Raw genomic sequence first — 19,604 nt, 5'->3', positions numbered from 1 at the left:
GCTGTTCAAGGCTTGGGGGCTTCGTGAGTGATTTCCGTGTCGAAGGCGACTTTGGCGAGGCCGCGGCTCTTCGCGAGATCGAAGAGCGAGATGAGCTGCTGCACCATCAGCGAGCCGTCGGCGCGGACGCGGACGACGGGCTGCGCCTCCGCCGGCATGGCGCTGATGCGCGCGAACTCTTCGGCGAGGCGCTCGGGCAGCATCGGTTCGCCGTCGAAGAAGTAGCGGCCGCTGCGGTCGAGCGCGACGACGGCGTATTTCGTCTCGGTCTGAATCGGCGCGCCGACGCTCTCGGAGGCGACGGGCAGATCGACGCGCGTCGTCTGCTCGAGCACCGGCGTCGCGATGATGAAGATGATCAGCAGACAGAAGCACAGGTCGAGCAGCGGCGTGACGTTGATCTCGCTCATCGCCCGGATGGCGTTTTGCCTGCGGAAATTGCTGGAACGGCGTGACATGGCGGGAACGGGATCAGTCCGCGGCTTCGTCGGCGTAGGGGTTGCGGAACGTTCCCGCGGCGGGCGCGCGCGGCGTCTCGGCGGGCGCGGGAACGGGTTCGGCGGCGGGAGCGGAGCCGCGGCGCCCGTCGCGCAGCGCCTCGCGGAGCTCCAGCTCGAAGCGGTCCGTCAGCAGCGACGCGAACGCCTCGATCTCCACCGTGAGCTTTTTCGTGCTCGACAGCAGGTAGTTGTAGCAGAACACGGCGGGAATCGCCAGCACCAGCCCCGCGAGCGTCGCGCACAGCGCGCCCGCGACGCCCGGCGCGAGCTGGGCGATGGTCGCCTTCTCCGTCAGCGAACCGAACGTGATGATGATGCCCCAGACCGTGCCGAGCAGCCCGAGGAACGGCCCGCCCGAAGCGAAGGAGCTCAGCAGCAGCAGCGATTTTTCGTAGTCCTCCATCACGCGCGCGAGCCCGCGCTGAATGCCGTTTTCGACGTGGCGGATGCAGATCTCGATGTCCTCTTCGGTGCGGACGGCGGCGCCGTTCTTCGCGTAGGCGCGGCACGCCTCGAAGGCGACGCGCTCGTAGTGCGACGCGCCCGGGCGCCGCTCGAGATTCAGCCGCGTGAGCTTCGCGCCGAGAATCCGCGCCTCGAAGCGCGCGTTGTCCTTGCGGAAACGCCGCACGTCGAGCCATTTGCCGACGATCGACGCGGAGGACCAGATCGACAGCGTGAAGATGACGAGGATGACGACGCGCGCGGCGCCGTCGCACTGCTCCCAGTACCAGAGCATTCCGTGCGTGTTCGCGAAAAATTCCGGAAGAAAAAACGTCTGCATAGATTGAACGCGAATCATGCACTGAAAGCGTTTTCCCCGCAAGCGCGCAAAATCCGCCCCGCGCGAAAAGCGCTTCGCGGCGGGATTTTCCCGCGCGGGAACGCGAAGGAGGGCGAGCGTCCCGTTGCCCGCCGAAATCCTTCCCGCAGAAATTCCTCACGCGAATCTCGCAGACTTCCGCAGATTTTTTGAATCCACGAATTGCACGAATTTCGCGAATTTTTATCGGAGGGTAAACGTCCCGCTGCCCGCCGAAATCCGCGGACGGGAACCTCAATTCCGCTTCGGCGGGAGCCGCGCGGGGCGGAATCGGCTCCCTCAAAATCCTCGAGCTCCCTGTTCGTTTTCGCGTTCCCGCGGGCGGAATTTCGTCGCCGCCTTGACTTTTCGGCGGAATAACGGGAAACTTCCCGAAGTCTTTTTGATTCTTACCAACACTTAGAAATACGAGGCATACATTCCATGGCAATGCTCCTTCTGAACGTCTTCGGCGGCTTGGCGATCTTCATTTTCGGCATGAAACTGATGAGCGACGGGCTCCATCAGGTCGCCGGCGAACGCATGCGCACCGTGTTGCGGCTTTTTTCGGCGAACCGCTTCGTCGGCATCGTTTCGGGGGCGACGGTGACGGCGGTCATTCAGTCTTCGAGCGCGAGCACGGTCATGGTCATCGGCTTCGTGAACGCGGGGCTGCTCACGCTCGTGCAGGCGATCGGCATCATCTTCGGCGCGAACATCGGCACGACGATCACGGCGCAGCTCGTGGCGTTCGACATTCAGTGGATCATCATGCCGTCGATTATTCTCGGTCTCGTGCTGAGCTTCATTCCGATGCGGCCGATCCGCAACTGGAGCGAGACGGTCATCGGGCTGGGCTTCCTTTTCTTGGGCATGACGCTGATGAGCACCGAGCTGAAGGCGCTGCAGGAATACGAAGGCTTCAAGGCGCTTTTCCAGACGTTCCGGTGCGCTCCCGTGGACGGCGTGATCCCGCCGCTGGCGCTGCTCGGCGCGATCGGCGTGGGCATCGTCGCGACGTTCATCATGCAGAGCAGCTCGGCGTGTTCGGGCATCGTGATCGCGCTGGGCGCGAGCGGGCTCGTCGATCTCTACACGGCGGTGGCGCTGATTTTGGGCTCGAACATCGGAACGACGGTGACGGCGCAGCTCGCGGCGCTCACGGCGAACCGCGTCGCGAAGCAGGCGGCGCTCGCGCACACGCTGTTCAACGTGTTCGGCGTGCTCATCGTCGCGGCGACGTTCTGGTTCACGATCGACGGCGATCCCGTGTTTTTCTGGGCGGTGAAGAAGATGTCTTCCGGCGAGGCGGATCTGCCGCGCCAGATCGCGAACGCGCACACGCTGTTCAACGTGGCGGCGACGCTCGTGCTCGTGGGCTTCATTCCGCTTTTCGCGAAGATCTGCGAAAAGGCGATTCCGGTCTCGCGGGAACGCGTCAAGTATCAGCGCCTCGAGCCGCACCTGCTCTATTCGCCTTCCGTCGCGCTGGCGCAGACGGCGGGAGCGCTCCGCAAAATGCTGAAGAAATCCTGGAAGATGGTGGACTGCACGCTCTGCCTCTACAACAAGAACGACGAAAAGAACCAGGCGGTCTTCAAGCAGCTCGAAAAGCGCGAGGCGGACGTGGACGAGCGCCAGAAGGACATCACCGAATACCTTTCCAAGCTGATGCAGACGCAGCTGACCTCCGCCGAGGCGGAGCAGATCCCGCTGCTGCTGCACTGCACGAACGACGCCGAGCGCATCGGCGACCTCGCCGCCGGCATCCGCGACGTGATGGAGCTGCTGCGCCAGAACAATTACCGCTTCAGCGAAAAGGCGGAAAAGGAGTTCGATCTGCTGCACGCGACGCTCGCGTCCGTCGCCGACTTCGCGATCAAGATTCTCGAAAAGAAGTCTCCGGAAACGCTCGCGCTCGCCAAGGCGAAGAAGCGCGAGATGAAGGAGATGCTGAATTCCGTCGAGGCGGACCACATGGCGCGCGTCGGCGAGGGCACCTGCCTGCCGCAGGTCAGCGTCCGCTATCTCGAACTGCTGGAAATGATGCGCAAGGTTTACAAGAACCTTTCGAACATCATCGACCGCGCGGAAATGTTCTACGAAAAGCTGCCGAAGCAGTACTCGACGGCTTCGGCGTTCGCCGACCCGCTGAAGACCTTCGCCCGCTGAGCGCGGGAGGCGGGCTCTTCGCGCGGGAATTCCCGTTTCGGCGCGCCGGGCTTCAGCGGCGCCGGCGGCGGGAGGCGCAGAAGGCGAGCGCGAGCGTTCCCGCGAAGAGCGAAAACGCGCCGGGCTCGGGAATCGCCATGATCGCGCGGATCTGTTCCGCGTAGGGCGCAAGGTCGATGAAGTACGTCGCGAAAACCGCCGGGTTCTCGGCGGTCGCGTCCTCGACGAAACCGATTTTCGTCGTGTTCCCGTTCCCGCCGACTCCGACGGCGACGCCGACCGGCTCCCAGACGTCGCCGTTCTTCACGAACGCGCCGCTGCCCGAATCCTGATTCGTGCATTGGACGCTCGCGCCCGACCTGGAAAACGTTTCGACGATGCAGGGATCCCCGGAAACCGTCTCCGTGTCGTCCGCGCAGAATTCCGCCCACTGCTTCTGCCGCTTATAGCCGCTCTTGAAGCTGCCGCCGAGCTCCGTGGACTGCCCCGTGCCGACGACCCAAAGCGGCGTGTTCGTGTAAAGCGTTCCCGTGAAGACGTCGACGGAGCCGAGAGCGTCGAGATACGCCGCCGTCGCGTCGTTGCCCGGCGTCACGGCGAAGAGCTTGAGGTCCGCCGCGCCGCCGTTTGGATTTATCAGCCGGATCGCGGAAACCGACGCGTCCTGATCGAGCGCATGCGTCGCGCCGCTCGTGTCCGTGATCGTTCCCGAAAGCGAGGAGACGTGAGCAGCCGTGAGCACCCAGCGCGTACCGTCGGCGGCCTGCCCGAGATACGTTCCCGTTCCCGCGCTGAGATACGCCGTGCGGTTCCAGAGTTCCGAGATGTCTGTTCCCGCCGTGCCCGGATCGGTGTTGTGGGAGACGACGCCGCCGTTCGACGCGAGCATCGCCCGCGCCGCGGGAACGCACGCCGCGCACAGCGCGAAGACCGCGCCCGCCTGAAAGAAAGCCCGTTTCATGCCGACCACTCTAAAGGATTTCCTTCTTCGAGGCAATTTCGGCGCACTTTCAAATTGCGCGTTCCCGCGGGTTTGCTTCAGAATGGGAGACTCATACGCGCCACGCGCCATTCGCATCATGACCACCAAAATTTTTTCCATCGCCAATCAAAAGGGCGGCGTCGGCAAGACGACGACCGCCGTGAATCTCTCCTGCGGGCTCGCGCGCCGCGGCGTTCCCGTGCTGCTCGTCGATCTGGATTCGCAGGCGAACGCGACGAGCGCGCTCGGCGTCGAAAAGAAAGTCGGCGGCAGCCTCTACGGCACGTTCTTCGGCGAGGCGTCCGCGCAGGACAAGATCATTCCCACGGGAACGAAGAATCTCGACCTGATTCCGTCGGAGGCGGACATCGCCGCGATCGAGTCCGAGCTGCTCCAGCTCCGCAAGGACGACTACCTCGGCGCGCTGCGCGACGTGCTCAAGCCCGTGAAGGACGGCGGGAAGTACGCGGCGATCATCCTCGACTGCCCGCCGTCGCTGGGCATGCTCTCGATGAACAGCCTCGTCGCCGCGGATTTTCTGCTGATCACGCTGCAGTGCGAATACCTCGCGATGGAGGGGCTGAGCCAAATTCTCGAAACCGTGGAGCGCATCCGCGATTCCGGGAACAATCCCGAACTTTCCATCGGCGGAATTCTGATGACGATGTTCGACGTGCGCACGAACCTTTCCCGCGCGATCGTCGAGGACGTCGCCAAGACGTTCCCGCAGCTCGTCTTCAAGAGCAAGATTCCGCGCTCCGTCCGTCTCGGCGAGGCGCCGAGCTACGGCAAAAGCATCTTCGACTACGACCCGAACGGCTCCGGCGCGCTCGCCTACGACGCGCTCGCGAAGGAGTGCGTGCGCCGCTTCGCGCTGAAGGGCTGAGGCGCCCGCGCGCTCCCGCGGCGGCGTTTCCGCGTTGACCGCGGCGGGAGCGTGTGCTAAGTTTTTTCAAGTTTCACCCCGTTATCCGCAAGAACCAATCTTTATCGTTTCAAATCTCAACATATCCAAAAATCATGAACAAAAAAATCGTTGTTAAGGTTTATCCTGCGAAGGAAGAAGCCGTCAAGGAAGTCGCCGCCGAAATCGCGGCTCTCATTCGCGCCCGCGCGGCCGAAGGGAAAGAAGCCGTTCTCGGGCTCGCCACGGGCTCGACGCCGGTCGTTCTCTACAAGGAACTCATCCGCCTGCACAAGGAGGAAGGGCTGAGCTTCAAGAACGTCACCAGCTTCAACCTCGACGAATACTACGGACTGCCGGGAACGCACGACCAGAGCTACCGTTACTTCATGAACACGGAACTCTTCGACCACGTCGACATCGACAAGGCCAAGACGCACGTGCCGGACGGAACCGTTCCCGCCGACAAGGTCGCCGAAATGTGCGCCAAGTACGACGCGGACATCAAGGCCGCCGGCGGCATCGACATTCAGATTCTCGGCATCGGCCGCACGGGCCACATCGGCTTCAACGAACCGCCCTGCGCCGCGGACACGCGCACGCACCAGGTCAAGCTCGACGAGCTGACGATCAAGGACAACGCGCGCCTGTTCTTCCACGACAAGATCGAGGAAGTCCCGACTTCCGCCGTCACGATGGGCGTCGGCACGATTCTCGAATCCAAGAAGATCGTCCTCCTCGCGTGGGGCGACAACAAGGCGGACATCATTCACCGCTCCGTCTGCGAAGCGCCGAGCGAAAACTGCCCGGCGAGCTGGCTGCAGAATCACGACAACTGCGTCTTCGTCCTCGACAAGGCCGCCGCCGCGAAACTCTAAGACAACGGACAGAGAATAACGAATGGTGAATGATTCGTTCCTGTTTTTGCGTTGCGCAAAAATTTCGGCAATGCGTTATTCATCATTCGTTGTTCGCCGTTCATTGAATTTTAATCCGACAAAACCTTTTACTCCATGATCAAAGTTTCTCCCAAATTCGTTCCCGAAATCGATCCCGCCTTCGTTCCCGCCGTGCTGTGGAACAAGGAATACCGCAAACTCGCCGCGGCGACCGCGGACGCGGCTCCGCTCGCCCTCGGGCTGGAACGCCCGGACGGCACGGCCTCCGTCTTCCGCACAGTCTGCCTGCCGTGCACGCCGGAGTTCGCTCCGCTGAACAAGACGTACGTCGAGCGCATCGTGAAGTTCATGCTCTGGGCGCGCGGCGGCACGAAGATTTACGTCTGCGGCAAATACGCGCCGTGCATCGCGAAGATGCTCGCCGAAGTGTACTCGCCGAACGGCGAACGCGCGTTCGACTACGAGTTCTTCAAGACGAATTTCGAAAAGGGCATCGAAGTCGTCGTCGTCGATGAAGCCGGACTCCCGAAGGAAGCCGCGTCCGCGCTCCCGCTGGGCCGCAATCTCGACGGCTGCCGCATCGGCTTCGACCTCGGCGGTTCCGACCGCAAGTGCGCCGCCGTCGTCAACGGCGAAGTCGTCTTCTCGGAAGAAGTCAAGTGGTCGCCGTACTTCGAAAGCGATCCGGACTACCACTACCAGGGCATCATGCATTCGCTCAAGCTCGCGGCGGCGCACCTGCCGCACGTGGACGCGATCGGCGGCTCCTCGGCGGGCGTCATCATCAACAACCGCCTCGGCGTCGCGTCGCTGTTCCGCGGCGTGAAGGACCCGGAAGTCTATCAGAAGCGCGTCAAGAACATGTTCCTCGACATCGCGAAGGAATGGGGCGTGCCGTTTGAAGTGGCGAACGACGGCGACGTCACCGCGCTCGCCGGCGCCATGAGCCTGAACAAGAACGGCGTGCTCGGCGTCGCGATGGGAACGTCCGTCGCCGCCGGCTACGTCGACATGAACGGACACATGACGAACTGGCTCAGCGAGCTCGCGTTCGTTCCCGTCGACTACCGCGAAAACGGCCCGGCGGATGAATGGTCGGGCGACCTCGGCTGCGGCGTGCAGTACTTCTCGCAGCAGGGCACGGGCCGACTCATTCCGCTCGCGGGCATTCAGCTGCCGGACGAAATGAAGCTCCCGGAAAAGCTCGAAGAGCTCCAGAAGCTCATGAAGGCGAACGACCCGCGCGCGCGCAAGGTGTACGAGGCGATCGGCATCTGCTTCGGCTACACGCTGGCGCACTTCGCGGAGTTCTACGACTACGAGAACCTGCTCATCATGGGCCGCGTGACCTCCGGCGAAGGCGGCACGATCATCATCGACAAGGCGAACGAAGTCCTCAAGGCGGAGTTCCCCGAGCTGAAGATCAACCTCGTCGTTCCGGACGAAAAGTCCAAGCGCCACGGCCAGGCGATTGCGGCGGCGTCCCTCCCCGCGATTCCGAAGAAATAAGGCGAAAAGAGCTTAAAGTTTAAGGCTTGAAGCTTAAAGAAGAGCGTTCCCGCGATCCGTTTCGCGGGAACGCTTTTTTGTCGGGAACCGCAAAGGCCGCGAAGAAAACCTCGAAGTCAAAAGGAAGTCAAAGGAAGTTTTTCTCGGGAACGAAGGCATTCCTGCCTTCGTTCCCGCAGCGTGCGTTTTTCCCGCGGACGAGCGCAATTTCCGAGCCCCGACGGGGCGACGATTGCTCAGCGTAGGGCAAGCGAGCGCAACCCTACGAAACCGTAAACAATCCGACGCGCCCTGAAAGGGCGCAATTGCCGCCGAAAACGCGTTCCCGAGGACGCTCGTTTCATCTGTGCTCATCCGCGGCGAAACCGCCGAGCGCGGCTTCGTAGGCGGCGCGGACGCGCGCGCCGAAGCAGACGAAGACGACGCGCGCGGGAACGGCGTTCGCCGCGAGAAACGCGCGGACTTCGCGGACGGCGATCGCCGTCGCCGCTTCGAGCGGGTAGCGATAGACGCCCGTGCTGATCGCCGGGAACGCGCTCGCGAAGCTCGGCGACGGGGCGGAGAATCTCGTCGTCACGGGCTCGGCGGGCATGGGCGTCGCCGAGCCCGGAAACGCCGCGCGTCAGCCGGCGCGGCGGCGGAGGACGGAGGCGGCGGGCTGGTCTTTGCCTTTTTTGCCGATGCGCCTGGTGAGTTCCCAGCCGGAGGGAATCGGCGGCTCGACGCCGCTCGGCGTTTCCAGCACGACGCGCGCCCAGGGCGTTTCCGCGTCCGCGAGCGCGGCGAGCGTCTCCACGAAACGCGCCATCCGCACGTCTCCCCAAAGCGCCCAAGGCGGGTCGCAGAAAATCAGATCCGCGCGCGGGAACGTCGGCGGGAACGGCGCGTCCTTCTGCAGATCGAGCGAGAAGAACTCCACGGCGGGAACGCCCTTCCCCGCGGCTTCAAGCGATTTCTTCAGCGCGGCGAAATTCTTTTTCTGCGCCGCCGTCGCCGCCGCATTTCTGTCCACGAGCGCCGCGAAGCGCGCGCCGCGCGAAAGCGCTTCGAGCGCGTAGGCGCCCGTTCCCGCGAAGACGTCCAGCACCCGCGCGTCCTGCGGCAGGTCGCCGAGCGAGGAAAAAACCGCCTCGCGGATGTAGTCCGTCGCCGGACGGATTTCTCCGCGTTTCGGGAGTTCGAGCGGAATGCCGCGCGCCGTGCCGCCTGTGATTCTCATGCGGCGATGTTCGCGCCTCCCCGCCGAAAACGCAAAGGTTTTCGCGCAAAAAAAAAAGCGTTCCCGCGAAACGAATCGCGGGAACGCTCTTCCGGCGTTCTCGGGGGAACGCTTATTTGTGCTTCTTGCCGGTGGACTTGAAGAGCTTCTTCACCGTGGCGACCGCGTAGTCGCGGTTCATCTTGGCGATGAAGTCGAGCGTCTGTCCCTTCGGGCAGACCGCCTGGCATTCGCCGAGGTTGGAGCAGTTGCCGAATCCGGCGTCGTCCATCGCCTTGACCATCGCGAGCACGCGGCGGTCCTTTTCGGGCTTGCCCTGCGGGAGCGAATTAAGCTGCGTGACCTTCGAGGAGACGAAGAGCATGGCGGAGGCGTTCTTGCACGCCGCGACGCAGGCGCCGCAGCCGATGCATTCCGCCGCGTCCATCGCGGTGTCGGCGACTTCCTTCGGGATCGGCATGATGTTCGCGTCGATCGCGGAGCCGGTGCGGACGGAGACGAAGCCGCCCGCCTGGATGATCTTGTCGAACGCCGTGCGGTCCACGATGAGGTCGCGGATGACCGGGAACGGCTTCGCGCGCCACGGCTCGATGGTGACGGTTTCGCCGTCGCGGAAGTGGCGCATGTGCAGCTGGCAGGTCGTCACGCCCGGGAGCGGGCCGTGCGGCATGCCGTTGATCGTCATCGAGCACATGCCGCAGATGCCTTCGCGGCAGTCGTGGTCGAACGCGATCGGTTCCTTGCCCTGCGCGACGAGGTCCTCGTTGAGGATGTCGAGCATTTCGAGGAAGGACGAACCCGTGGAGACGTTCGAGACCTTGTGGGTCTCGAAATGTCCCTGCGACTTCGCGTCCTTCTGACGCCAAACGCGGATGGTGAGAGAAATGGTTTTGTCTTCGGACATTGTCTTGTTCCTTTTCTTTAAGCTTTAAGCGATAACCTTCTGTCTCTTACTTGTACGAGCGCGTCGCGAAGTGGACGTTTTCGTAGACGAGCGGTTCCTGCACGCGGACGGGATCCTTGCCGTCGCCGGTGAATTCCCAGACGCCGACGTGCGCGAATTTTTCGTCCACGCGCTGCGCTTCGCCTTCATCCGTGGCGTGTTCGAGGCGGAAGTGACCGCCGCAGGATTCGTCGCGTTCGCGGGCGTCGAGGCAGAGCAGCTCGGCGAACTCGAGGAAGTCCGCCACGCGGGCGGCGCGTTCGAGCTCGACGTTCAGCGTGTTCTTTTCGCCGACGACGCGGACGTGCTTCCAGAATTCCTCGCGGAGCGCCTTGATTTCGGCGATGGCTTCCGTGAGGCCTTCCTTCGTGCGCGCCATACCGCACTTTTCCCAGATGATGTGGCCGAGCTTCTGGTGGAAGAAGCGCGGGGACTTGTCGCCCTTGACCGCCATGAGCTTGTCGATGCGTTCCCGCACGGCGGCTTCGGCGGCGGCGTATTCGGGATGGTCTTCCTTCTTCGGCGCGCCCTTGAGACCGCACTTCGCGAGGTAGTCCGGAATCGTTGCCGGGAGCACGAAGTAGCCGTCGGAAAGCCCCTGCATGAGCGCGGAAGCGCCGAGGCGGTTCGCGCCGTGGTCGGAGAAGTTGGCTTCGCCGCCGACGAACAGGCCCGGAATCGTGGACATCAGGTTGTAGTCGACCCACAGACCGCCCATCGTGTAGTGCGACGCCGGGAAGATCTGCATCGGGTTCTTGTACGGATTGACGCCCGTGATGTTTTCGTACATGTCGAAAAGATTGCCGTAGCGCTCGCGGATCGTCTGTTCGCCGAGGCGGTTGATCGCGTCGGAGAAGTCGAGGAACACGCCGTAGCCTGTCGGCGCCACGCCGCGGCCGTCGTCGCAGGCTTCCTTCGCGGCGCGGGAGGAAATGTCGCGCGGCGCGAGGTTGCCGAAGCTCGGATACTTGCGCTCCAGATAGTAGTCGCGGTCTTCGTCCTTGATGTCGTTCGGGTTCAGCTTGCCTTCACGGACGAGCTTGGCCATTTCGCGCGTCTTCGGCACCCAGATGCGGCCGTCGTTGCGGAGCGATTCGGACATGAGCGTGAGCTTGGACTGCTGTTCGCCGTGGACGGGAATGCAGGTCGGGTGAATCTGCGTGTAGCAGGGATTCGCGAAGCCGGCGCCGTGCTTGTAGGCGCGGAACGCGGCCGTGACGTTGCAGCCCTGCGCGTTCGTCGAAAGGTAGAACACGTTCCCGTAGCCGCCCGTGCAGAGCACGACGCAGTCGGCGTTCCAGGACTTGATTTCGCCCGTCACCATGTTGCGGGTGACGATGCCCTTCGCGGCGCCGTCCACGATGACGAGATCCATCATTTCGTGGCGGTTGTACATCTTCACGGTGCCGAGACCGATCTGCTTCGAGAGCGCGGAATACGCGCCGAGGAGCAGCTGCTGCCCCGTCTGGCCGCGCGCGTAGAACGTGCGGGACACCTGCGCGCCGCCGAACGAGCGGTTCGCGAGCGTTCCTCCGTATTCGCGTGCGAAAGGAACGCCCTGCGCGACGCACTGGTCGATGATCGCGTTGGACACTTCGGCGAGACGATAGACGTTCGCCTCGCGGGCGCGGAAGTCGCCGCCCTTGACCGTGTCGTAGAAAAGACGATAGACGGAGTCGCCGTCGTTCTGGTAGCACTTGGCGGCGTTGATGCCGCCCTGCGCGGCGATGGAGTGCGCGCGGCGCGGGCTGTCCTGGTAGCAGAAGCAGCTCACGTTGAAGCCCATTTCGCCGAGCGACGCGGCGCACGCCCCGCCGGCGAGGCCGGAGCCGACCACGATCACGTGATACTTGCGGCGGTTCGCGGGATTGACGAGCTTGAGCTCGAACTTGCGCTTGCTCCACTTGCCCGCGATCGGTCCTTCCGGAATCTTAGAGATTTCGGAGACGAACTTCTTGTCGTCCGTGCAGGCTTTCCAGGTTTTCGAGAAAGAAACTTCGGGAATGTTGCTCATGGTTTAAATTCTCCTTTCTGTCGGTTCATTTCGCTTCGGGAGCGGCGCATTCGGTCTTGCCGCAGGCGGAATCGCCGCAGGAAGCCTTTTCGCAGGCGCCCTTGTCGCAGGAAAACGGGCAGGAAACCGTCGCGACGGGAGCCGTCGTGTTCGGGTTCGGCTTGATCACGCCCGAAAGCACGCCCGCGGGAACGGCGATGAGACCGACGCAGACGAAGATCGCGTAAATCGCGGCGACGCCGCGGAAGATCGGACGCAGCTTTTCGTTGCGCAGACCGACGGACTGGAACATGGAATGCGCGCCGTGCGAAAGGTGCGAGAGCAGCAGCAGCATCGCGACGATGTAGCCGAGCGAAATCAGCGGATTCGCGAACGCGTTGTACACCATCTGGTAAACGTCGAACACCGGGTAGAGCAGCACGTCTCCGCCCTCGGCGCCGTGAAGCCCCATGTAGCCGAAGAAGCCCTTGCCGCCGACGACCTGAATCATCGTCGCGTTCTCATAAGCCGCAAGGCAGCCGGCTTCCTTGAAGATCGTGAACTGGCACAGGTGCCACACGATGAACGCGAGAATCAGAATCCCCGTGGCGATCATCGCGCGGGCGGACCACGCCGCGTAGCGCGTCGATTTCACCGCGTAGGGTTCGTTCCCGCGCGCCGCGAGGTTTTCCAGCTTCAGCTTGATCGCCAGGCCGAAGTGAACCACGATGCAGGCGAGGATGACGACGCGGAATCCCCAAAGCGCCACCGGGGGCAACGCGTGCAGGAGATGCGCGTAGGTATTGATTTTTTCCGGCGCCTGGAACATCTGCAGGTTGCCCACGACGTGGACCAGCAGAAACAGGACGAGAACGAGACCCGTCACCGCCATCAGGTATTTCTTCACCAATGAAGGCATGCGACAGGCGCAGGAACAGCAGCAGCACTTTTCGCTCATAGATTTTAGGATGATTTTTGGTTGGTTTAGTTGAAAAAAGGGGAAAACGCCTTCGACGCGGGCGCGCCGAAAGTGCTTCCAAGACTGCGCGCTCCCGCGCGTTTTTTCAAGCGCAAAATCGCCCGCGGCGCCGCCGGAACGAAGAAGGGGAACCCGCCCGCGGATTCCCCGAAAAAACGCCTCTCCGGCGCGCCGAAACGCTCACATCGGGGGCGGACCGCCGGCGGGAGCGCCGCCTTTGCCGTCGCGCTTTTTCGGCGAGCCGTCCGCGGGAACGGGCTTGCCGTCCGCCGAGACGATTTCGCCGTGCGAGGGCCGGGTCGTCGCGATGGTTTCGCCGGCGGACACGCCCTCCGTGATCTGGATGAAGTTGAGATTGCCGATGCCGATCGTCACCGGGCGCCGCTCGAATTTGCGCTCGCCGCGCTTCACGAAGACGTAGCGCACTCCGTTTTCGATGAAGACCGCGCTGGCGGGAACGCAGGCGGCGTCCGCCGCGTCCGCTACGAGAATCGAGAGATTCGCGCTCGTGCCCGGGCGCACCAGCACGCCGCCCGTCGTGAAGTTCACGCGCACGGGGAATTTGTAGAGCGTCGAAGTCGCCGAATCCTGCACGCCGAAGGAGGACAGGTAGTTGACCGTTCCCGAGAACGCGGTCTTCGGGAGCGAATCGAACGTGAGATTCGTCTGCGCGCCCACGGCGATCTTGTTCGCCTCGATCTCGTTCAGGTCCGCCTCGACGCGCAGCTTGCTCATGTCGTTCACCTTCATCAGCGTGGTGCCGTTGGAGAACGATCCCGCGCCCGAGATGACGTTGCCGACGAAGACGTCGAGGTCGGAGATCATGCCGGCGTGCGGCGCGCGGATCGCGGTCTTCGCGAGCTCGATCTTCGCGTTGTCGAGCGCCGCCTGCGCGATTTCCAGCTGCAGCTTCTTGCTTTCCAGATCGGTGACGGCGTCGAGGTATTCCTGTTCCGTCGCGAAATCGTTTTCGTAAAGCTGCTTGATGCGGCGCATGTCGCGTTCCGCCTTTTCGACGTCGAGCCGGCGCTGGCGCGTCGTGCGGTCGTTGGATTCGACGGTCGTCTGGTACGTCTGCGGATCGATCTCCAGCAGCAGCTCGTCCTGCTCGACGAACTGCCCGTTCTCGACGAGAATGCGGATGATGCGCCCGTTAATCTCGGATTTGATTTCGGTGACGGTTTCGGGCTTCACGAAGCCGGAGACCGTGATCCGCTCCTCGATCGTCTTTTTCTCGACGAGCGCCGTTTCCACCGTCGGCAGGACGGCGTTCCCGCCGACGGAATCGCCGCACGCGGAAAACGCGAGCGTTCCCGCCGCGAGGACGAGAGCCGCGAAGATGCTTGAACTGAACTGAAAGGATTTCATCTGAAAAAATTTTTTAAAGGTTCATCGGGCGGCGGCGGGAACGGCGGACGCGCTTTCCGCATCGTCGATTTCCCGCCAGGAAAATCCGTTGGCGGCGAGGATTTCTCCGTCGAGCCGCTGCACCTTCGCGCGCGAAGTGACGACGTCCAGCGCCGCCTGGATCAGGTCGAGCCGCGCGGATTCCAGCGCGTCCTGCGCGGAAAGCACGTCCGTCATCGTCGCCTTGCCCACGCCGTAACGGGCGATCTGCCCGGCGTAGGCCTCTTTTTGCATCGAGAGCGCGACCTTCGCCGAGGCGAGGCGTTCCCGCGCCGCCTCCGAAGCGCGCCACGCCGAACGCGCGTCGAACATCGCGTTCTGCAGCGCCTGCGCGACGGCGATTTCCGCCTGCTCGCGGGCGAGCTCCGCGCGGCGCAGTTCCGCCTTTTCGCGGCGGAAGCCCAGCGGCACCGAAAAGCGGATGCCCGCCGAAAGATCGTAGCCCGTGCGGTCGGCGACGCCCGTGACGGATTTCGCCGGCGAGCTTTCCCGGCCGGAGGCTTCCGCGCCGAGCACGAGCGCCAGCGACGGGCGGTCGGCGTCCGCCGCGACGCGCACGTCCAGCTCCGCCTTCTCGCGCTCGATTTCCTGAATCTGCGCGTCGATGTCGAACTCGCGGACGGCGGCGATCCACTCGGCGAAAGTCCGCGTCTCCGCGGGAACGTCCTCGGAAAGCTCCGCAACCGCGTAGGTGCCCGAATCGTCGTCTCCGGTCTCGCCCAGAATCTTGCGCAGCGCGTCGTCGCAGTCCTGCACGGACTGGCGCGCGACGACGAGATTCACGCGCCGCGACGCGACGTCCGCCTCCGCCTGGAGCACGTCCTCCTTCGTCGCGTCCTTCAGCGCGCGCCGTTTCTTCGCCTGTTCGAGCACGAACTCGGCGTGGCGCAGGCTGCTCAGCCGCGCGCCGACAAGCGCGTAGCTCGCCGAAAGATTCCAGTAGGCGACTTCCGCGTCGAGAATCAGGTCGAGCGTCGTCTTGCGCAGCGAAAGCGCGCTCTGTGTCACGTTCTTGCGCGCCTTGACGAGCGGCGCGAGGTTGATCTCCTCGCCGAACCCGCTCAGCAGCGGCTGCGAAATCTCCAGCCCGACGGCGCTTCCGGACGCCGGCGAAAAATCCGTCGTCGTGTTGTAGGCGCGGTTGAAGGCGCCGTAGAGCGTCGCCTCCGCGCCCGAAGAGAATTTTTTGGAGAGCTCGGCGCGGTTCGCCCAGTTCTGCTCCGACGCGCCCGAACGCTGCCGTTCCCAATACGCGTCGCCCGTGTTCCCGTAAGTCGAGGAGAACGAAAAATTCGGATCGAAGTCCGCGAGCGCGACGTTCGGCGTTTCCGCGACCGACGCCTTTTCGCGCCGCGCGACGGCGACGCCGAGATTGTTGCGGAGCGCCAGCGGCACCGCCTCGCCCAGCGCCAGCGCGGGACCGACGCGCACGACGCGGCGGACGTCCTCGCCCGTGACTTCTTTGAGACGGATCTCGCGCGAGGGAAGCGCGGACGACGCTTCGGGCTCCGCGGCGTTCCCGCGCGGAACCGAAAAAACGACGGCGGCGGCGAGCGCCGCGAATGCAGCTTTCTGGAAAGTCATGACTTTTTCCGTGTAGCTTAACAAACGCCCCCGCGCGCGGAAAGTTTCGTTTCGCGGGAAAATTTTCTCGCGCTCGCCCGCCGCCGCGAGATTTTTCGTTTTCACGGGAAGAGAAAGCGGGCATAGTGGGTTTTTAACGCTCAAAACGACACCTTCATGATCACCGAAATCACGAATTTCATCACCGAAGTCAACGACGTGCTCTGGAGCACGGTGCTCCTTTTCGCGCTCTGCGGCGCGGGCGTCTTCTTCACGGTCCGGCTGCGCTTCATTCAGCTGCGCAAGTTCAAGGACGCTTGGCGCGTGCTTTTCCGCCGCCACGAAGACGGCAAGAAGGACGGCGAAATGACGCCCGTGCAGGCGCTCGCGACCGCGGTCGCCGCGCAGGTCGGCACGGGCAATCTCGCGGGCGCGGCGACGGCGATCGTCTCCGGCGGACCGGGCGCAATTTTCTGGATGTGGGTCAGCGCGTTCTTCGGCATGGCGACGGTTTACGCGGAGGCGACGCTCGCGCAGAAATTCCGCCGCGAGGAGCACGGCGAGATCACCGGCGGCCCCGCCTATTACATCCGCGAGGCGTTCGGCGGCGCGTTCGGGAAAATTCTCGCGGGCGTGTTCGCGGTGTGCTGCTGCTGCGCGCTCGGCTTCACGGGCATCATGGTGCAGGCGAATTCGATCGGCAGCGCGTTTTCGGGCATTTTCGAAAAATACGCCCTGCCCGTTCCCGCGCTCGCGGTCGGCGCCGTCGTCGCGCTCGCGGCGGGCGCAATCTTCTTCGGCGGCACGCGGCGGCTGGCGAAGGCGGTCGTGCGCATCGTGCCGCTGATGGCGCTCGTGTACATCGTCGGCTCGGTGATTCTCATCGCGGCGAACGCGGCGGCGCTCCCGGAAGCCGTGCGGATGATCTTCGTCGGCGCGTTCGATCCGCAGGCGGCGATGGGCGGCGCGCTCGGCGTGACCGTGCGCGAGGCGATCCGCTACGGCGTCGCGCGCGGGCTGTTCTCCAACGAGGCCGGGATGGGCTCCACGCCGCACGCGCACGCGCGCGCCGCCGTGAAGAACCCGAACCGCCAGGGGCTCATCGCGATGCTGAGCGTGTTCATCGACACGTTCGTGATTCTGAACCTGACGGTGTTCGTCATCCTCACCTCGGGCGCGCTGAAATTCGGAGAAGGCGCGGCGCGGCTCACGGGCATCGACCTCACGCAGGCGGCGTTCGACTCGCTTTTCACGGGCTTCGGCGGCGTCTTCGTCGCGGTCTGCCTGTTCTTCTTCGCGTTTTCGACGATTCTGGGCTGGCACTTTTTCGGCGCGGTGAATTTCGCGTATCTCACGCGCGGGCGCTGGGTGAAGCTCTATTCCGCCGTCGTGCTCGCATGCGTCGTCGCGGGAACGCTGCTGAAAGTCGAATGCGTCTGGCAGCTCGCGGACTTCTTCAACGGGCTGATGGTGCTGCCCAACCTGCTCGCGCTCGTCGTGCTCTCGAAGACGGTCTCGGACATCTCCAAGGGCAGATACGTCGATCTGCCGAAGAACTGAGCGGGAACGCGCTCACTTCACGTCCAGGGAGAGCTTCGCGGAGGCGAAGTCGGGGCCCGGCCAGACGAAAAGCTCGTGCGCGCCCGGAGCGAGCTCGAGCGCGGAGCCGGAACGGCGGACGCCGAGGTAGGCGCCGTCCAGATACCAGTGCGCCTCGGCGGGAACGGTGCGCACGACGAAGCGCGCCCTGCCGTCCGCGCCGCGCCGATAGACGCCGCCGCGCGGCTCCAGGATTTTCGTCTCCCGCGAAAGATCCGCGCGGCGCGCCGTCGGGCGGCAGAGTCCGCAGACGCGCAGGGGCACGCCGACGAGCGCCGTCCCCGTCCGCGTCTCCGCGCAGAAATCGCCCGCGCGCAGTCCGCTCGCGGCGCAGAGCCTTTCGGCGCGGAAGAACGCGCCGTCGTTCCACGGCGCGGGAACGCGCCCGCGGTAAAGCGCCGCGAGAATCTGCCCCGCGACGGGCGCGGCGATTTCTGCGCCGACCAGCTCGGGCGCGGGCGCGCCGCTCTTGTTGCCGAACCAGACGGCGACCGTCCATTCCGGCGTCACGGCGACGCACCACGCGTCGCGCAGACCGTTGGACGTTCCCGTCTTCCACGCGGCGCGCAGGTGCTCCGCGCTCGGAAGCGGCGTTTCCCGCAGCATGCGCAGCGTCATTTCCGCCGCGCCGGCGCTCCAGACGTGCCCGCGCGCGGGCTCGGCGGCGGCGTCCGTTTCGAGCAGCCGCAGCGGCGCGGGAACGCCTCCGCAGGCGAGCGCGGCGTACGCCTCGGCGAGCTGCACGAGATTCGTCTCCGCGCCGCCGAGCGCGAGCGCGAGTCCCGCGCGCGCGGGCGTCGTCCCCGGCGCGAAACGCACGCCGAACGCGTCGAGCGAACGGAAGACGCGCTCGGGCCCGAGCGCGCGCAGCACGCGCACGGCGGGCGTGTTCAGCGATTTCGACAGCGCCGTCCGCGCGGAGACTCTGCCGAGATACGTTCCCGAAAAATTTTCCGGACGATAATCCGCGAGCGTCAGCGGCGAATCGTCGAGCACGGTGTCCGCGACGAGCAGCCCCGCGTCGATCGCCTCGCCGAAGATGAACGGCTTGAGCAGCGAGCCCAGCGAACGCCGCGCCAGCGCCGCGTTGACCTGCCCGTCGCGCGACGCGGAAAAATCCGCCGTGCCCAGAAACGCGCGCACGGAACGCGTCGCGTTTTCGACGACGACCGCCGCGCCGTCGCGCACGGAAAAGCTTTCGGCGAGCGCCGCGCGGACGGCGGTTTCGACGACGGCGCCTACCGCCGCGTCCGCCGTCGTGCGCGCGTCGCCGCGCAGACCGGGCTCGCGTTCCCGCAGCCAGAGAAAGAACTGCGGATCGGCGGCGCGCGGGAACGCCGGACGCGAAAAATCGCGGAAGCGCAGAGGCTCGGCCGCGACGGCGGCGGCCTCCGTCTCGGAAAGCGCGCCCTGCCGCACGAGCATCGCGAGCACGCGGTCGCGGCGTTCGCGCGCCGCCTCGGGAAAGCGGTCGGGGCGCAGCCGGTTCGGGCGCTGCGGAATGCCCGCGAGCATCACGGATTCGGCGAGCGTCAGCTCCCGCGCGGAATGCCCGAAATAGTGGAGCGCCGCCGCCTCCACGCCGTAAATTTTTCCGCCGTAGGGCAGACGGTTCAGATATTCCTCGAGAATCTCCTCCTTGCTCCTCCGCCGCTCGAGTTCGCGCGCCTCGCACATCTGCACGAACTTCCGCGCGAAGGAGCGTTCCCGCCGCCCCTCGGCGAGCGCGACCAGCTGCATCGTCACCGTCGAGGCGCCGGAAACGATGCGCCCGTTCGCGGCGAGCTGAAACGCCGCGCGCGCCGCCGCGCGCAGATCCACGCCGTCGTGCCCGAAGAAATTGCGGTCCTCCGCCGCGAGCGTCACCGCGATCAGGTGCGGCGGCAGTTCCGAAAGCGGCACGGGAAAGCGCAGCGTCCAGTCCGCGCCGGGTTCGACGTGGACGGGATTTCCCGAGCGGTCGCGGAAAAGCGTCGCCGGAAAGCGCGCGTCGAGCAGCGCGTCGTCGAAGCGGAAAATCCGCGGGAACGCCCACGCCCAAAGCGCCGCGAAGACGAACACGCACGCGCAGACCGCCGCGAGAAAAATCGCGACGGCTCTGCGGACTCTTTTCGGGAACGGCGCCATGGCGGA

General features: G+C 64.7%; 16 protein-coding genes. 5 read left to right on the top strand and 11 right to left on the bottom strand.

Annotated elements, in window-relative coordinates; genetic code table 11:
* Positions 1–5 precede the first annotated feature (5 nt).
* Both ACQREB_RS07005 and ACQREB_RS07000 read right to left on the bottom strand, forming a co-directional pair.
* Entirely contained in the window at positions 6–458 is a 453-nt protein-coding gene (locus ACQREB_RS07005; RefSeq protein ID WP_427766986.1) for an ExbD/TolR family protein, read from the bottom strand.
* Positions 459–471: 13 nt separating this feature from the next.
* Positions 472–1,284: a MotA/TolQ/ExbB proton channel family protein gene (locus ACQREB_RS07000; RefSeq protein WP_427766984.1), complete on the bottom strand. Its 813-nt coding sequence runs from the start codon at positions 1,282–1,284 to the stop codon at positions 472–474.
* A 462-nt stretch (positions 1,285–1,746) separates the two neighbouring features.
* On the opposite strand from ACQREB_RS07000, the gene ACQREB_RS06995 reads away from it, so the two are divergent.
* Positions 1,747–3,474: a Na/Pi cotransporter family protein gene (locus tag ACQREB_RS06995; RefSeq protein ID WP_427766981.1), complete on the top strand. Its 1,728-nt coding sequence runs from the start codon at positions 1,747–1,749 to the stop codon at positions 3,472–3,474.
* Positions 3,475–3,526: 52 nt separating this feature from the next.
* Here ACQREB_RS06995 and ACQREB_RS06990 read toward each other — a convergent pair whose 3' ends face one another.
* On the bottom strand, positions 3,527–4,435 hold the full coding sequence (locus tag ACQREB_RS06990; protein ID WP_427766978.1) for a hypothetical protein: 909 nt from the start codon (positions 4,433–4,435) through the stop codon (positions 3,527–3,529).
* A gap of 118 nt (positions 4,436–4,553) precedes the next feature.
* Here ACQREB_RS06990 and ACQREB_RS06985 point away from each other — a divergent pair, with 118 nt between their 5' ends.
* From ACQREB_RS06985 to ACQREB_RS06975, 3 genes are all read left to right on the top strand, one after another.
* Positions 4,554–5,342, top strand: a complete 789-nt coding sequence (locus ACQREB_RS06985) for a ParA family protein (protein WP_427766975.1) — start codon at positions 4,554–4,556, stop codon at positions 5,340–5,342.
* A gap of 134 nt (positions 5,343–5,476) precedes the next feature.
* Complete coding sequence (gene nagB, locus ACQREB_RS06980) at positions 5,477–6,238, top strand: glucosamine-6-phosphate deaminase (RefSeq protein ID WP_427766972.1); 762 nt, start codon at positions 5,477–5,479, stop codon at positions 6,236–6,238.
* A gap of 135 nt (positions 6,239–6,373) precedes the next feature.
* Positions 6,374–7,768 carry an ROK family protein gene (locus ACQREB_RS06975; RefSeq protein WP_427766969.1) on the top strand — a complete coding sequence of 465 codons (1,395 nt, stop codon included), beginning with the start codon at positions 6,374–6,376 and terminating at the stop codon, positions 7,766–7,768.
* A gap of 340 nt (positions 7,769–8,108) precedes the next feature.
* Here ACQREB_RS06975 and ACQREB_RS06970 read toward each other — a convergent pair whose 3' ends face one another.
* The 7 genes from ACQREB_RS06970 to ACQREB_RS06940 form a co-directional block, all read right to left on the bottom strand.
* Positions 8,109–8,360, bottom strand: coding sequence for a hypothetical protein (locus tag ACQREB_RS06970; RefSeq protein WP_427766967.1), 252 nt, complete (start codon positions 8,358–8,360; stop codon positions 8,109–8,111).
* Positions 8,361–8,390: 30 nt separating this feature from the next.
* On the bottom strand, positions 8,391–8,987 hold the full coding sequence (locus ACQREB_RS06965) for an RsmD family RNA methyltransferase (protein WP_427766964.1): 597 nt from the start codon (positions 8,985–8,987) through the stop codon (positions 8,391–8,393).
* Positions 8,988–9,099: 112 nt separating this feature from the next.
* Complete coding sequence (locus ACQREB_RS06960; RefSeq protein ID WP_427766962.1) at positions 9,100–9,891, bottom strand: succinate dehydrogenase/fumarate reductase iron-sulfur subunit; 792 nt, start codon at positions 9,889–9,891, stop codon at positions 9,100–9,102.
* Positions 9,892–9,937: 46 nt separating this feature from the next.
* Positions 9,938–11,944 (bottom strand): fumarate reductase/succinate dehydrogenase flavoprotein subunit, encoded by a 2,007-nt coding sequence (locus ACQREB_RS06955; RefSeq protein ID WP_427766960.1) that lies wholly within the window; start codon positions 11,942–11,944, stop codon positions 9,938–9,940.
* A 25-nt stretch (positions 11,945–11,969) separates the two neighbouring features.
* Positions 11,970–12,881 carry a succinate dehydrogenase cytochrome b subunit gene (locus tag ACQREB_RS06950; protein WP_427766958.1) on the bottom strand — a complete coding sequence of 304 codons (912 nt, stop codon included), beginning with the start codon at positions 12,879–12,881 and terminating at the stop codon, positions 11,970–11,972.
* 201 nt (positions 12,882–13,082) lie between these two features.
* Positions 13,083–14,270 (bottom strand): efflux RND transporter periplasmic adaptor subunit, encoded by a 1,188-nt coding sequence (locus ACQREB_RS06945; protein ID WP_427766955.1) that lies wholly within the window; start codon positions 14,268–14,270, stop codon positions 13,083–13,085.
* 21 nt (positions 14,271–14,291) lie between these two features.
* Entirely contained in the window at positions 14,292–15,893 is a 1,602-nt protein-coding gene (locus tag ACQREB_RS06940) for a TolC family protein (RefSeq protein ID WP_427766952.1), read from the bottom strand.
* Between the two features lie 156 nt (positions 15,894–16,049).
* Between ACQREB_RS06940 and ACQREB_RS06935 the strand changes: the two genes are divergently transcribed.
* Complete coding sequence (locus tag ACQREB_RS06935; RefSeq protein ID WP_427766950.1) at positions 16,050–17,432, top strand: alanine/glycine:cation symporter family protein; 1,383 nt, start codon at positions 16,050–16,052, stop codon at positions 17,430–17,432.
* A gap of 12 nt (positions 17,433–17,444) precedes the next feature.
* On the opposite strand, the gene pbpC is transcribed toward ACQREB_RS06935, so the two are convergent.
* Positions 17,445–19,598, bottom strand: coding sequence for a penicillin-binding protein 1C (gene pbpC / locus ACQREB_RS06930; RefSeq protein ID WP_427766947.1), 2,154 nt, complete (start codon positions 19,596–19,598; stop codon positions 17,445–17,447).
* Between the last annotated feature and the right edge of the window lie 6 nt (positions 19,599–19,604).

The sequence above is a fragment of the Candidatus Spyradosoma sp. SGI.093 genome, assembly GCF_050314555.1.
Lineage (GTDB): Bacteria > Verrucomicrobiota > Verrucomicrobiia > Opitutales > UBA953 > Spyradosoma.
The sequence above is the reverse complement of the archived record's forward strand: the minus strand, read 5'-3'. Positions and strand labels throughout refer to the sequence as shown.

Bases quoted from the DNA above. Each gene is read 5' to 3' on its own strand.
- ACQREB_RS07005 (WP_427766986.1), bottom strand. From the start codon at position 458: ATGTCACGCCGTTCCAGCAATTTCCGCAGGCAAAACGCCATCCGGGCG.
- ACQREB_RS07000 (WP_427766984.1), bottom strand. From the start codon at position 1,284: ATGCAGACGTTTTTTCTTCCGGAATTTTTCGCGAACACGCACGGAATG.
- ACQREB_RS06995 (WP_427766981.1), top strand. From the start codon at position 1,747: ATGGCAATGCTCCTTCTGAACGTCTTCGGCGGCTTGGCGATCTTCATT.
- ACQREB_RS06990 (WP_427766978.1), bottom strand. From the start codon at position 4,435: ATGAAACGGGCTTTCTTTCAGGCGGGCGCGGTCTTCGCGCTGTGCGCG.
- ACQREB_RS06985 (WP_427766975.1), top strand. From the start codon at position 4,554: ATGACCACCAAAATTTTTTCCATCGCCAATCAAAAGGGCGGCGTCGGC.
- nagB (WP_427766972.1), top strand. From the start codon at position 5,477: ATGAACAAAAAAATCGTTGTTAAGGTTTATCCTGCGAAGGAAGAAGCC.
- ACQREB_RS06975 (WP_427766969.1), top strand. From the start codon at position 6,374: ATGATCAAAGTTTCTCCCAAATTCGTTCCCGAAATCGATCCCGCCTTC.
- ACQREB_RS06970 (WP_427766967.1), bottom strand. From the start codon at position 8,360: ATGCCCGCCGAGCCCGTGACGACGAGATTCTCCGCCCCGTCGCCGAGC.
- ACQREB_RS06965 (WP_427766964.1), bottom strand. From the start codon at position 8,987: ATGAGAATCACAGGCGGCACGGCGCGCGGCATTCCGCTCGAACTCCCG.
- ACQREB_RS06960 (WP_427766962.1), bottom strand. From the start codon at position 9,891: ATGTCCGAAGACAAAACCATTTCTCTCACCATCCGCGTTTGGCGTCAG.
- ACQREB_RS06955 (WP_427766960.1), bottom strand. From the start codon at position 11,944: ATGAGCAACATTCCCGAAGTTTCTTTCTCGAAAACCTGGAAAGCCTGC.
- ACQREB_RS06950 (WP_427766958.1), bottom strand. From the start codon at position 12,881: ATGAGCGAAAAGTGCTGCTGCTGTTCCTGCGCCTGTCGCATGCCTTCA.
- ACQREB_RS06945 (WP_427766955.1), bottom strand. From the start codon at position 14,270: ATGAAATCCTTTCAGTTCAGTTCAAGCATCTTCGCGGCTCTCGTCCTC.
- ACQREB_RS06940 (WP_427766952.1), bottom strand. From the start codon at position 15,893: ATGACTTTCCAGAAAGCTGCATTCGCGGCGCTCGCCGCCGCCGTCGTT.
- ACQREB_RS06935 (WP_427766950.1), top strand. From the start codon at position 16,050: ATGATCACCGAAATCACGAATTTCATCACCGAAGTCAACGACGTGCTC.
- pbpC (WP_427766947.1), bottom strand. From the start codon at position 19,598: ATGGCGCCGTTCCCGAAAAGAGTCCGCAGAGCCGTCGCGATTTTTCTC.